The 13,482-nt window shown below is 60.5% G+C and carries 8 protein-coding genes; all 8 read left to right on the top strand.

Annotated features, from left to right (window positions below):
• The first annotated feature begins 49 nt into the window (after positions 1 to 49).
• The 8 genes from rplJ (at position 50) to rpsL (ending at position 13,454) form a co-directional block, all read left to right on the top strand.
• Positions 50 to 571 carry a 50S ribosomal protein L10 gene (gene rplJ, locus DXB53_RS01815; RefSeq protein ID WP_006235004.1) on the top strand — a complete coding sequence of 174 codons (522 nt, stop codon included), beginning with the start codon at positions 50 to 52 and terminating at the stop codon, positions 569 to 571.
• A 102-nt stretch (positions 572 to 673) separates the two neighbouring features.
• A complete protein-coding gene (rplL, locus tag DXB53_RS01810) occupies positions 674 to 1,051 on the top strand; it encodes a 50S ribosomal protein L7/L12 (RefSeq protein ID WP_006235005.1) in 378 nt (125 codons plus the stop codon).
• A gap of 314 nt (positions 1,052 to 1,365) precedes the next feature.
• Positions 1,366 to 2,274 (top strand): UTP--glucose-1-phosphate uridylyltransferase, encoded by a 909-nt coding sequence (locus tag DXB53_RS01805; protein ID WP_055250255.1) that lies wholly within the window; start codon positions 1,366 to 1,368, stop codon positions 2,272 to 2,274.
• 350 nt (positions 2,275 to 2,624) lie between these two features.
• On the top strand, positions 2,625 to 6,053 hold the full coding sequence (locus DXB53_RS01800) for a DNA-directed RNA polymerase subunit beta (protein WP_233503781.1): 3,429 nt from the start codon (positions 2,625 to 2,627) through the stop codon (positions 6,051 to 6,053).
• Between the two features lie 6 nt (positions 6,054 to 6,059).
• A complete protein-coding gene (locus DXB53_RS01795; RefSeq protein WP_187362386.1) occupies positions 6,060 to 10,538 on the top strand; it encodes a DNA-directed RNA polymerase subunit beta' in 4,479 nt (1,492 codons plus the stop codon).
• 310 nt (positions 10,539 to 10,848) lie between these two features.
• On the top strand, positions 10,849 to 11,364 hold the full coding sequence (locus DXB53_RS01790; RefSeq protein WP_233503780.1) for an RNA polymerase sigma factor: 516 nt from the start codon (positions 10,849 to 10,851) through the stop codon (positions 11,362 to 11,364).
• Positions 11,318 to 12,394, top strand: a complete 1,077-nt coding sequence (locus DXB53_RS01785; RefSeq protein WP_117583077.1) for a DUF4179 domain-containing protein — start codon at positions 11,318 to 11,320, stop codon at positions 12,392 to 12,394. The genes DXB53_RS01790 and DXB53_RS01785 overlap by 47 nt, the downstream gene beginning before the upstream one ends.
• A 682-nt stretch (positions 12,395 to 13,076) precedes the next feature.
• A complete protein-coding gene (rpsL, locus tag DXB53_RS01780) occupies positions 13,077 to 13,454 on the top strand; it encodes a 30S ribosomal protein S12 (protein WP_006235012.1) in 378 nt (125 codons plus the stop codon).
• Positions 13,455 to 13,482 lie beyond the last annotated feature (28 nt).

Genomic DNA, 13,482 nt, shown 5'->3' with positions numbered 1-13,482 from the left:
CGTCCTTGTGGCGGACCGTGCCCGGAAAGAATTCGAGGAGGTGTAATTCATGCCCCAGCAGTACAAAATCGACAAGGTTGCAGAGATCGAGTCCCGTATCGCCGAGAACGCCGGTCTGTTCGTCGTCAACTACAACGGTCTGACGGTTAAGCAGGCTCAGGAGCTGCGTCATCAGCTTCGCGAGTGCGGCGCCGAGATGAAGGTCTACAAGAACAACCTGGTCAAGATCGCTCTCAAGAACCAGGAGCAGCCCGAGCTCGACGAGATCCTCGCCGGCCCCGTCGCTTATGTGTTCTACGAGTCCGAGCCGGTCGAGGCCGCTAAGGCCCTTAAGGACTTCTCTGCTAAGTCCAAGGGCGTCCTTGAGATCAAGGGCGGTATCTCCGACGGCAAGGCCGTTTCCGCTGATGATGTTAAGGCTATCGCCGAGCTGCCCACCAAGGATCAGCTTCTCGGCCAGATCGCCGGTCTCATCTCCGGTTTCGCTCGCGACATCGCTGTCTGCGTCAACGGCGTTTCCTCTGGTCTCGCTCGTTCGATCCAGCAGGTCTCCGAGCAGAAGGCAGCCTAGTCGCTGTTTTCACCCGCGGCGGCAACGCCGCACCCCTGGCGCATTCGCGCCGTGTTTTAACTGATCTCCGTGCACAGACACGGAAACCGAAAGGACTTAGAAATGGCTAAGCTTACCACCGATGAGATCATCGATGCTCTTAAGGAAATGACCCTTCTCGAGGCTTCCGAGCTCGTTAAGGCTATCGAGGACACCTTCGGCGTTTCCGCCGCTGCTCCTGCCGCTGTTGTCGCCGCTCCCGCTGCTGGCGCTGCTGAGGCCGAGGAGAAGACCGAGTTTGACGTCGTGCTCGAGGGCTTCGGCGACAACAAGATCCAGGTCATCAAGGCCGTCCGTGAGCTCACCAACCTTGGCCTGAAGGAGGCCAAGGAGGTCGTCGAGGGCGCTCCCAAGGCTGTTCTCGAGGGTGCCAAGAAGGAGGACGCCGAGGCTGCCAAGGAGAAGCTCGAGGCTGCTGGCGCTGCTGTCACCCTCAAGTAATCAGGCTTTCTCGCCAGATTTCTTTGCAGACGGGGTTCGCATTGCGAGCCCCGTCTTTTTTGTTTTTCGGTCCCTCGGCATCGGTTGCTCAAACTGCCATGTTCTGTGATTTGCGTCGTATCGGGTGCCCTGCCGTTGGGCAATAAAATTGCACCATTCGAGCAATAATTTGCGTTGACCTGCTGAAGAATTGTCTCTGCCTTGTAGCGACATATAGTTCCAGCGGTAAGATGCTTGGGTATCGCAATTTGGTCTGCGGCTGTGTGCCGCACGCATGGGGCGCTTTTGCGCCTGCGAAAGGATCTTTGAATAACATGAAGGCAATCATCCCCGCCGCCGGTCTTGGCACGCGTTTTCTGCCTGGCACCAAGTGCACGCCCAAAGAGATGCTGCCGGTGCTCGACAAGCCCGTCATTCAGTACGTCGTCGAGGAGGCACTCGACCCCGAGGAGGTCGACGACGCCATCATCGTTACTTCTCCCGGCAAGCCCGAGCTGCTGAACTACTTCCAGCCCGACCGTTCGCTCGAGAACCTGCTGCGCGAGCGCGGCAAGAACGCCTATGCCGATGCCGTCGCCCACGCTGGCGGTATGCCGGTCGACTTCCGTTATCAGTACGAGCCCAAGGGCCTCGGCCATGCTATTCGCTCTGCTGCCGACGCCGTGGCAGGGGAGAACTTCCTGGTTCTTCTGGGCGACTACGTTGTGCCTAACCGCGATATCTGCGACAAGATGCTCGCCGTTTCCAAGGAGCACGGTGGCGCTTCGGTTATCGCCGTCGCTGCTTGCTCGCCCGAGGAAGTCAGCCGCTACGGCGTTATCGCCGGCGAGCGCGTCGGTTCGCTCGAGGGCGCCGAGGACGTTGCCGATGCCGAGCCGGGCGCTGTCTGGCGTATCGGCGGTCTGGTTGAGAAGCCCGCTCCCGAGGCTGCTCCGTCCAACCTGTACATCGTCGGTCGCTACCTGCTGAGCCCGCTGGTCATGGACCTGCTGGCAGATCAGCAGGCCGGCAAGGGCGGCGAGATCCAGCTCACCGACGCCATGGCCCGTTCGCTCGACCGCGAGGCCATGTATGCGGTCGTCATCGACCCGCTGTCGGGCTACGACACCGGCACTCCCTCTGGCTGGATGGCCACCAACGCCCTCATGGCTGCAAGCGACCCCCGCTTTGCCGATGCCTTCTGGGACGCTATCGACGAGCGCGGCGGATTGATGCGCAAGTAAGCCTTCGGGCATCGACATTTACGGGCGCGGACTTCGGTTCGCGCCCGTTTTTTATAAGAGCTGCGATTGCCGGCTCTCTGTTCACAGAAAATATATGAACAGATGTTCGATACACATATATCTACCTGCGTGTTTTCTGTCGAAAATCTTTGCTACTCCAAAAACTCAATCGCGTCAAGGCTTTTCTTGCCCAACGGTCGGTACCTGATAAACTATTAGGTTGCGATAACTGGCGAAGCTATGCCTCGCCAACCCACCGAGCATTTCCGTGAAGGAGGAAAAACCTGGTGACCTACGCATACACTGCCACTGAGCGCAAGCGCGTCAGCTTCGGGAAAATCCCGGAGGCCATGGAGCTCCCCAACCTTATCTCTGTTCAAAGGGAATCCTTTGAGCGTTTTAAGGACGAGGGCCTTCGTGAGGCGTTCAAGGAATCCAGCCCCATCCAGAGCCAGAACCATGTTCTCGAGGTTACCTTCGGCGAGCATCAGTTCGGCGACCCCGCGCACACCGTCGAGGAGTGCCGCGAGAAGGATATGACCTATCAGGCTCCGCTTCTGACCGACGTCCGTCTCACCAACAAGGAGACCGGCGAGATCAAGGAGCAGCTCGTCTTTATGGGCGACTTCCCCATGATGACCGATCAGGGCACCTTCATCATCAACGGTACCGAGCGTATCGTCGTCTCGCAGCTCGTCCGCTCCCCGGGCGTGTACTACAGCTCCGAGATGGATTCGGGCAAGCAGATCTACAAGGCCCAGATCATCCCGTCCCGCGGTGCCTGGCTTGAGTTTGAGGTCGACAAGCGCGACCAGCTCATGGTCTCCATCGACCGTAAGCGCAAGCAGAGCGCCACGATGTTCCTGCGCGCCCTTGGCATCGCCGTCACCAACGACGACATCATCGAGCTGCTCGGCAACTCCGATGTGATCAAGCGCACCCTGGAGCGCGACACCGCCCTTACCCGCGAGGACGCCCTCATCGAGATCTACCGTCGCCTGCGCCCGGGCGAGCCTCCCACCGTGGACGCTTCCCGCAGCCTGCTCGAGGGCCTGCTCTTTAACCCGCAGCGCTACGATCTGGCCCGCGTCGGTCGTTACAAGGTCAACAAGAAACTCAACCTCACCACCGAAGAAGAGGTCACGGTGCTCACCGACGAGGATATCGTCGCGACGCTGCGCTACCTCCTGTCCCTCGCTGCCGGCGAGCAGGGCTTCAAGGTCGACGACATCGACCACTTCGGCAACCGCCGCATCCGCACCGTCGGCGAGCTCGTCGCCAACCAGTTCCGTATCGGCATGAGCCGTATGGAGCGCGTCGTCCGTGAGCGCATGAGCTCCCAGGACATCGACGAGATCACCCCGCAGTCGCTCATCAACATCCGCCCGATCGTGGCCTCCATCAAGGAGTTCTTCGGTTCCTCGCAGCTCTCGCAGTTCATGGACCAGGCGAACCCCCTGACCGGTCTGACCCACAAGCGCCGTCTGTCCGCACTCGGCCCTGGTGGTCTTGCCGGCCACAAGTCCGGCTCCAGCCGCCGCACCAACGTGCCGACGGCCGTCCGCGACGTTCACAACTCGCACTACAGCCGCATGTGCCCGATCGAGACCCCCGAAGGCCCCAACATCGGCCTGATCGGCTCGCTCGCCCTCTACGCCCGCGTCAACGAGTATGGCTTCATCGAGGCCCCGTTCCGTCGCGTCGAGAACGGCGTTGCCACCGACCAGATCGACTGGATGACCGCTGACGAGGAAGAGAAGCACGTCATCGCGCCGGCCAACACGCCGCTCGATCCCAAGACCAACGAGTTCATCACGACCGATGCCGAGGGCAAGATCGTCCGTCCGCACACCGTGATCGCCCGTACCCGCGACTTCGACGGCTCCTTCGGCGCTCCCGCCGACGTGCCTGTCGAGGACGTCGACTACATGGATGTCTCGCCGCGTCAGATGCTGTCCGTCGCAGCCACGCTGATTCCGTTCCTTGAGCACGACGACGCCAAGCGTACGCTGATGGGCGCTAACATGCAGCGTCAGGCCGTGCCGCTGGTTCACCCCGCCGCTCCCTATGTCGGTACCGGCATGGAGCGTCGCGCCGCTCTGGACTCCGGCGAGGTCACCCTGGCCAAGAACGCCGGCGAGGTCATCTTTGCCGACGCCGCCAAGATCATCGTCAAGCATGCCGGCGGCATGGACGAGTATCACCTGGCCAAGTACCAGCGCTCCAACCAGTCCACCTGCATCAACCACCGTCCGCTCGTGCGCGTCGGTGACACCGTTGAGCAGGGCGAGCCCCTGGCCGACGGTCCTTCGACCGATCACGGCGAGCTCGCACTGGGCCAGAACCTCACCGTGGCCTACATGCCGTGGGAAGGCTTTAACTACGAGGACGGTATCGTCGTGTCCGAGCGCCTGGTGGCCGAGGACCTGCTGACGACCATCAACATCACCCGTCACGAGATCGACGCCCGCGACACCAAGCTCGGCCCCGAGGAGATCACCCGCGAGATCCCGAACCTCTCCGAGGACATGCTTGCCAACCTCGACGAGGACGGCATCATCCGCATCGGCGCCGAGGTCGGCCCTGGCGACATCCTGGTCGGTAAGGTCACGCCTAAGGGCGAGAGCGCTCTGACCGCCGAGGAGCGCCTGCTGCGCGCCATCTTCGGTGCCAAGGCCCACGATGTCCGTGACACCTCCCTTAAGATGCCTCACGGCGCTTACGGCCGCGTCATCGACGTCGTCCGCTTTAGCCGCGAGAACGGCGACGACCTGGCCCCCGGCGTCAACGAGCAGGTGCGCGTCTACGTCGCCCAGCGTCGTAAGATCCAGCAGGGCGATAAGATCGCCGGCCGCCACGGCAACAAGGGTGTTATCTGTAACGTTCTGCCGGTCGAGGACATGCCCTACATGGCTGACGGTACCCCGATCGACGTTATCCTCAACCCGCTGGGCGTTCCTTCGCGTATGAACGTCGGCCAGCTGCTCGAGTGCCACCTTGGCTGGGCTGCTGCCTGCGGTTGGGATACCGAGCAGGCCGACTCCGACAAGTACGTCCCCGGTCCGTTCTTCACCGCGACGCCCGTCTTCGACGGCGCCAAGGAGGACGAGATCGCCGAGGTCATCCGTCGTGCCAACAAGAACATGCTCAACAAGGCCACCGCTGCCTTTGGCGATCACATGCGCCCCGAGTTCGTCACCCAGCTTGACGAGCGCGGCAAGACCCGTCTGTTCGACGGCCGTACCGGCGAGGAGTTCCGCGAGCCCATTACCGTGGGTACGTCCTACATCCTCAAGCTCGGCCACATGGTCGACGACAAGATCCACGCCCGTTCGACTGGCCCTTACAGCCTGGTTACCCAGCAGCCTCTGGGCGGCAAGGCCCAGTTCGGCGGCCAGCGCTTCGGCGAGATGGAAGTTTGGGCACTGTACGCTTACGGCGCTTCCAACGTCCTGCAGGAGATCCTGACCGTCAAGTCCGACGATACCGTGGGCCGCGTCAAGACCTACGAGTCCATCGTCAAGGGCGAGAACGTTCCTGTCCCGGGTATCCCCGAGTCCTTCAAGGTTCTCGTCAAGGAGATCCGCTCCCTCGCGCTGGACATCGAGCCCATGCACGATGCCGACGAGGACGCCTCCGCCCCTGTGACCGCCGAGGAGACCTCTGCTCTCGACGACCTGGCTGCGCTCGCCGGCGTTGACACCGACGTCGAGGCCGAGGATGCCGAGACCGCCGAGGCACCCGAGGCTGTCGCCGCCACGACCACTGATAAGGAGTAGTTGACTGTGGCAGATTTCGAAGCTACTGATTTTGACTCGGTAAAGATCTCCCTTGCCTCCGCCGACCAGATCCGTTCCTGGTCGCACGGTGAGGTCAAGAAGCCGGAGACCATCAATTACCGTACCCTCAAGCCCGAGAAGGACGGCCTGTTCTGCGAGAAGATCTTCGGTCCCGCCAAGGACTGGGAGTGCTCCTGCGGCAAGTACAAGGGCATCCGCTTTAAGGGCATCGTCTGCGAGCGCTGCGGCGTCGAGGTCACCTCGGCCAAGGTGCGTCGCGACCGCATGGGCCACATCGAGCTCGCCGCTCCCGTGTCCCACATCTGGTACTTCAAGAGCCCCACGAGCTTCCCGATGAGCCGTATGCTCGACATCAAGTCCAAGGACCTCGAGAAGGTTCTGTACTTTGCCAGCTACATCATCACCGAGGTTGACTACGAGGCTCGCGAGGCCGACGCTGACGACCTGCGCGAGGAGCTCGCCGCCGATCTGGAAGAGATCGATGCCGAGTGCGCCCGCCAGATCGAGTCCCTCAAGGAGCAGGGCGACCCCGAGAACTTTGACGAGTTCTCCGACGAGGAGCCGCTGACCCCCGAGGAGATCGCCTCTGGCATCGTCGACATCGAGGAAGAGTGCAAGGACGAGAAGCAGCTCCGCACGGACGCCTTCAACGCCTTCATGAAGCTCACCGAGCGCGACCTCATCTCCGATGAGCCGCTGTTCCGCGAGATGACCCGCTACTACTCCATGTACTTCAAGGGTGGCATGGGTGCCGAGGCCGTCCGCGACCTGCTCGCTGCCATCGACCTTCCTTCCGAGGCCGAGAAGCTCAAGGCCATCATTGCCGACGAGGATTCCCAGAAGCAGAAGCGCGAGAAGGCCGTCAAGCGCCTCGAGGTCGTTGACGCCTTCCTGAAGGGTGGCAACAGCCCCGCGAACATGATCCTGGATGTCATCCCGGTCATTCCGCCCGATCTGCGCCCGATGGTCCAGCTCGACGGCGGTCGCTTTGCCGCGTCCGACCTCAACGACCTGTATCGTCGCGTGATCAACCGTAACAACCGACTCAAGCGCCTGCTCGACCTGGACGCCCCTGCGATCATCGTGAACAACGAGAAGCGCATGCTCCAGGAGTCCGTGGACGCCCTGTTCGACAACGGCCGTCGTGGTCGCCCGGTCTCTGGCCGTGGCGGTCGCCCGCTCAAGTCGCTCGCCGAGGCCCTCAAGGGCAAGCAGGGTCGTTTCCGTCAGAACCTGCTGGGCAAGCGTGTCGACTACTCCGGCCGTTCGGTAATCGTTACCGACCCCAAGTTGCTGCTGCACCAGTGCGGTCTGCCCAAGACCATGGCGCTGGAGCTCTTCAAGCCCTTCGTCATGAAGCGCCTGGTCGAGCTCGGCAAGGTCGAGAACATCAAGGGCGCCAAGCGCGCTATCGACCGCGGTGCCACCTTTGTGTGGGATATCCTCGAAGAGGTCATCGACGGCCGCGTCGTGCTGCTCAACCGTGCACCGACCCTGCACCGTCTGTCCATCCAGGCCTTTGAGCCGGTGCTGGTCGAGGGCAAGGCTATCCACCTGCATCCGCTGGTCTGCTCGCCCTTCAACGCCGACTTCGACGGCGACCAGATGTCTGTCCATGTGCCGCTGTCCAGCCAGGCTCAGGCCGAGGCTCGCGTGCTTATGCTCTCTGCGAACAACCTGCGCTCGCCGGCATCCGGCAAGCCGGTTAACATCCCCTCGCAGGACATGATCATCGGTGTGTACTACCTGACCCAGGTCCGCGACGGTCTGCCGGGCGAGAACCACGTGTTCGCCAGCTTCGACGACGCGCTGCACGCCTATGACTGCCGCTCCGAGGTCGACATGCAGGCCAAGATTCAGGTCCGCGTGTCCGCTGCCGACGCCAATGTCATCAACGAGGACGGCACCCGTATCTTCCGCGTCAAGAACGGCAAGAACGAGTTTGTCGACTACGACGTCACCGGCAACAAGACCGCGCGCTTCGAGACCTCTATCGGCCGCATCATCTTCAACCGCCAGTGCCTGCCCGAAGACTACGAGTTCATGAACTACAAGATGGTCAAGGGCGACGTGGCCAAGCTGGTTGCTGACTGCTGCGATCGTTACCCCGAGGCCAAGGTCGGTCCGATCCTCGATGCCATCAAGTACTCCGGCTTCCACTACGCTACCCGCGCCGGCCTCACCATCTCGGTGTGGGACGCTCTCATCCCTGCCGAGAAGCAGGAGCTGCTCGATCGCGCCCAGGCCAACGTCGACCAGATCAACGAGTACTTCGAGGAGGGCTTCATCAACGAGACGGAGCGCCACATCGAAGTCGTTAACGAGTGGACCGCTTGTACCGACAAGGTCGCAGCGCTCATGCTCGACATGTTCGACGAGGAGAACCCGCTGTACATGATGGCCGACTCCGGCGCCCGTGGTTCTAAGACCCAGCTGCGTCAGCTCGGCGGCATGCGTGGCCTGATGGCAGACATGTCCGGCGAGACGATCGACCTTCCCATTAAGGCGAACTTCCGCGAGGGCCTGCTGCCGCTCGAGTACTTCATTTCGACCTACGGCGCCCGTAAGGGCCTGGTCGATACCGCATCCCACACCTCGGACTCTGGTTACCTGACCCGTCGTCTGGTCGACGTGGCCCAGGACGTCATCGTCCGCGAGGAGGACTGCGGTACGCACGAGGGTGTCACCTACAACCTCATCATCCCCGGCACCACCGACCTCAACACCGATCTTGTCGGCCGTTGCTTCATTGAGGACGTCGTGGCTCCCGATGGCACCGTGCTCTTTGAGCAGGACGGCTACATCGAGAAGGTCGCCGACATCCAGAAGATGGTCGATGCCGGCCTCAAGAAGGTCAAGCTTCGCGCGCTGCTCACCTGCCGCTCCAAGTACGGCGTGTGCCAGAAGTGCTACGGCTGGGATCTTTCCACCCGTCGTCCGGTCGCCATCGGTACCGCGGTCGGCATTATTGCCGCCCAGTCCATCGGCGAGCCCGGTACGCAGCTTACGATGCGTACCATTCACTCCGGCGGCGTCGCTGGCGTCGACGATATTACGCAGGGTCTGCCTACGGTCAGCCGTATGTTCGATATCGTCGGCAACGTCAACGAGAAGATTCTGGGTCGCGAGGCCGAGCTGGCTCCGTACTCTGGCCATCTCTCGATTAAGCCCGAGAAGTCCGAGTACGTGCTGACGCTCACCGACTCCGAGGATCACACCCGTGTCCTCGACGAGCGTCGCGTCCCCGCTTCGGTGCGCTTCATGCCCGAGATCGAGGACGGCTGCGAGGTTCGCGCCGGCGACCAGATCACCAAGGGCTTCGTCAACTTCCGCAACCTGCGCAAGCTGACCGACATCGAGTCGACGATGCACACCTTCGTCGAGAGCGTCAAGGACGTCTACACCAGCCAGGGCGTCGACCTGAACGACAAGCACATCGAGGTGCTCGCACGTCAGATGCTGCGTCGCGTTCAGATCACCAACCCCGGCGACTCCAAGTACCTGCTTGGTCAGTACGTTGACCGCTACGAGTTTGCAGACGAGGTTGAGCGCGTTGCCCGTCTGGGCGGTCAGGCTCCCGTGGCCGAGCCCGTCATCCTGGGTACGCTCAAGGTCGCGTCCAACATCGACTCCTGGCTGTCGAGCGCTTCGTTCATCCGTACCGCTGGCGTCCTTACCGAGGCTGCCATCGAGGGCAAGGTCGATCACCTGCTCGACCTTAAGTCCAACGTCATCGTCGGTAAGAAGATCCCGGCTGGTACCGGCCTCAAGCCGTACGCCAACGCCAAGCTGACGTATCGTACGGCCGACGGCTACGTGGACATCGACGGTCCGGCTTCGCCCAACGCCAAGTCGCTGCCCGAGTGGGCTCCTGTGGAGCTCAAGGACCTGGACGAGCAGCTCCCGCAGCAGCTCGACTGGGCCGGCTACGACGAGTTCGGTGGTGCTGACGGTTCGTTCACCCGCAACGGCCACACCATCTCCGCCGAGAAGGCTCGCCTGTACCTGTTCGACGACCTGGGCGTGTCGCAGCGCTGGACCAACAAGTTCAGCGAGGTCGGCATCGAGACGGTCGGCGACCTGGTCGGCAAGTCCGAGGAGGATCTGCTGCGCATCGATGGCATCGGTGCCAAGGCGATCGAGGAGCTCCGTGACGGCCTCGAGGCCCACGACCTGCTCTACATCCTCGAGAACAACGACGACGTTGCCGACGAGGAAGACCTCTCGCAGCTGCTGCAGATGGTCTTTAGCCCCGACGGTCCGGACGACATCCTGCTGGGCACCTCCGCCACGCCGACGCATCACGCCGACGCCGACGAGGAGCTCCTGGGCGCCCCGATCGACGACAAGAAGGCTCCCGCCAACGGTGCCATCAACGAGGACATGGCTTCCCTCGACGAGCTGCTCAACCAGCTCGTGGACACCGACGACGCCGAAGAGGCCAAGGACAACGACGAGGAGTAACTAGTTCCGCCGTTCTAACGAACGGCGGCAACCTCCGTCGCTGCGCGGCCCCCAGAGCTACAATCTGTCATTCAAAAGGCAGGGCATGACCAAAAGGTCAATGCCCTGCCTTTTTCATGCCACCTTGTACGCTCTGGGGGCCGCTCGCTTGCGTATGCTCAACCTGTTGCGTTCCGTTGGTCCCTTGCCAAAAAGGGACGGATTAATTTCGGTGGGTTTTTCCTGCTTGGATTTGAAACAATCCGATCGGTCAAAGCGTATCTATGGTGAGGGCCTCATCGAGAATCATTAACGTCACCGGGAGGTGATTATGGAAGAACAAGCTTTTAGACAGGCAGTCGAAGATCACCGGGATGTCGTGTTTCGAATCGCATTGACGTACCTGCGTGATCGTGCCGATGCCGACGATGTCGCACAAGACGTCTTTCTTAAGTTGCTCAAAAGCGATGGAAACTTTGAAAGTTGGGAGCATCTTCGCGGCTGGCTTATCCGGGTCACGATCAATGAATGCAAATCGCTCTTTCGAAAGCCATGGAGGCGTGTGGAGGATATTGAGAACCTGGCCGATTCGCTTTCGGCGGCGCAGGATGAGACCAAGGCCGTCCTGTCAGATGTCATGCGGCTTCCGGAACGATTCCGTATCCCCATCGTGCTCTATTACTATCTGGGCTTCTCGACTTCAGAGATTGCCGAGTTGCTGCACGTACCAGCCGCGACAGTTCGAACGCGTTTAGCTCGCGGCAGATCGAAACTCAAGTTCATCCTAGAGGAGGGCGACCGTGAAATCCAACCAAATCAAGCAGGCCTTCGAGTCCGTCCAAGCTGATAGCGATCTTGCTGACCGTGTTCTTTATGCCGCTGCTGGTGAGCCGCTTCGCCGAAAGGGTCACGCGAAGCCTCTGTATGTTGCCGTGATCGGATGCCTTGCCGGAGTGCTGGCGACCGGAGGGGTCGCCTACGCCGTCGTCAATTCCAGTTATTTTGCCTCTGCCTGGGGAAACCATGGCAACGGAGAGTCCATTACCTGGACTCAAGGTGGCTCGTCGGGGACTAAATATACCTACACCAGAGAGTTTGGTGATGGTATCGCGCCCCAAAGCTTGGAGGGTTCAGTACAGAAGGTCAATCTGTCCGTCGAGGGCAACGGCTATACACTCGACATTCATGATATGGCTATCGATAAAAACGGTTGCGGTGCCGTGACGTTTACGTTGTCCAATCCAAATGGTGTTAACTACTACAAGCCGGCAGCAGAGACTGGCGAACTTGTTCTCTATGGTGAAGAAGAACAAGGCATCGGCACGCCCAGCATGAACTTCGGCGAGGAATGGGCTGACACACGCTGCACAATTGATAAAGACACATCAAGCGACACGGTCATTAATGGCACGATGTACTTTGCCTCGTGGAATCGCGAGCGAGATTTGGGACATGCGGTCACCTGGAATATCTGCTGGACTGAGGGCGAAGGCGAGGACGCGAAGCTGTTCGAGGCATCGACGCCCGAGTTTAGCGTTGGAGCGTACGTCGATACAAAGGAACTCCGCTCCGATGACTCGCCTCTCGAGATTAGCCCGTTTTCCATCCAGACGCACATCGATGATCTGGGCTATGAAGCAGTTGATCATAAACTGACCGTCAGCTACAAGGATGGATCGGAGCAGATTATCGAAGATGACGACGCAGGCGCGTACAATTTCTATGTTTCGATGGCACGCAATAGCGGAGAGAACATTTGGGTGCCAACGAAGTTGATTGATGTCGACCAAGTGGTCTCGGTAACCCTCGAGGGCACGAGATACACATCAACAGGAGAGACTCAAACGGAAGAACCCTTTACCATCGTCTATTCGTAAGGCTTGAGGCCGCTTCCCACGAGGGGAAGCGGCCTATTTTGCGTTATATGGACGGTTATTTTGAGCGATATTCGCCTGAATTTCGGAAGTATGCGGCAAAATCTCGATGGGTCGACCACACCGCATATGCTCAAGCGCTCTACCTGCGGGTTTACTATCGCAAAACCCCGGTGTGCTCGGCAGGTCCAGAATTTGCCGCATACTTCCGAAAGCGCCGCCGATTTCCCTATGACAGATGAGGGCGGATTACCGCTGGAGCGCGACGTTTCCGCAGATAAAACCGACCAAAATAAACCTGTCCCGTTTTGGCAGGTAACGTTGCCCCAACGAGCACGTCGGATTCCCGGGCCGGGCGGCACAGGGGTTAAGTTTGTCGCGAGTTCCGCACGCAAAGGAAAGCACTTAATGTGCTTTCCGTCTTGCGCAGGACTGTAGAGCAGCAAACTTAGCCCCCGCGCCGCCCGGGCCGGGAATCCTCCCCCTCGCACAGGAGGGGATTCCTTTTGTGTAGGCTTTGCGGAAATATGCCAATTTTAGGATACGCCCGGCGGCGTGGTCTGTTGACGGCACAGCTAACGCCACGTATCCTATCGAACTGCGTGTTTCGTAGGGGGATGCTGACCCCTCGATTCAAGCCGTTGCACTTTACAGAAAGCTGGAATCATTCGAGAAGGAGTACGCTTTGCCTACTATTAACCAGCTGGTTCGCCAGGGCCGTCGTTCCGTGCCCAAGAAGTCCAAGAACGCTGCTCTGCAGCACAACTCCCAGAAGCGCGGCGTGTGCACCCGCGTCTTCACCACGAGCCCCAAGAAGCCGAACTCGGCTCTTCGTAAGGTTGCCCGTGTTCGCCTCGTCAACGGCATCGAAGTTACCGCTTACATCCCGGGTGAGGGCCACAACCTGCAGGAGCACTCCATCGTGCTCGTCCGCGGCGGTCGTGTCCGTGACCTCCCTGGTGTCCGTTATCACGTCATCCGTGGCGCCTACGACGCTGCTCCGGTCCAGAACCGTATGCAGGCCCGTTCCAAGTACGGTGCTAAGCGCCCCAAGGCTAAATAAGCCAGATAACGTTTTGATACTTTCGCCG

Origin of the sequence: Collinsella sp. OM04-5 (assembly GCF_003439125.1) — a bacterium.
Lineage (GTDB): Bacteria > Actinomycetota > Coriobacteriia > Coriobacteriales > Coriobacteriaceae > Collinsella.
The sequence above is the reverse complement of the archived record's forward strand: the minus strand, read 5'-3'. Positions and strand labels throughout refer to the sequence as shown.

What these genes read in the sequence shown, in the direction of transcription:
- rplJ (WP_006235004.1), top strand. Translation starts at nt 50, where the DNA reads ATGCCCCAGCAGTACAAAATCGACAAGGTTGCAGAGATCGAGTCCCGT.
- rplL (WP_006235005.1), top strand. Translation starts at nt 674, where the DNA reads ATGGCTAAGCTTACCACCGATGAGATCATCGATGCTCTTAAGGAAATG.
- DXB53_RS01805 (WP_055250255.1), top strand. Translation starts at nt 1,366, where the DNA reads ATGAAGGCAATCATCCCCGCCGCCGGTCTTGGCACGCGTTTTCTGCCT.
- DXB53_RS01800 (WP_233503781.1), top strand. Translation starts at nt 2,625, where the DNA reads ATGGAGCTCCCCAACCTTATCTCTGTTCAAAGGGAATCCTTTGAGCGT.
- DXB53_RS01790 (WP_233503780.1), top strand. Translation starts at nt 10,849, where the DNA reads ATGGAAGAACAAGCTTTTAGACAGGCAGTCGAAGATCACCGGGATGTC.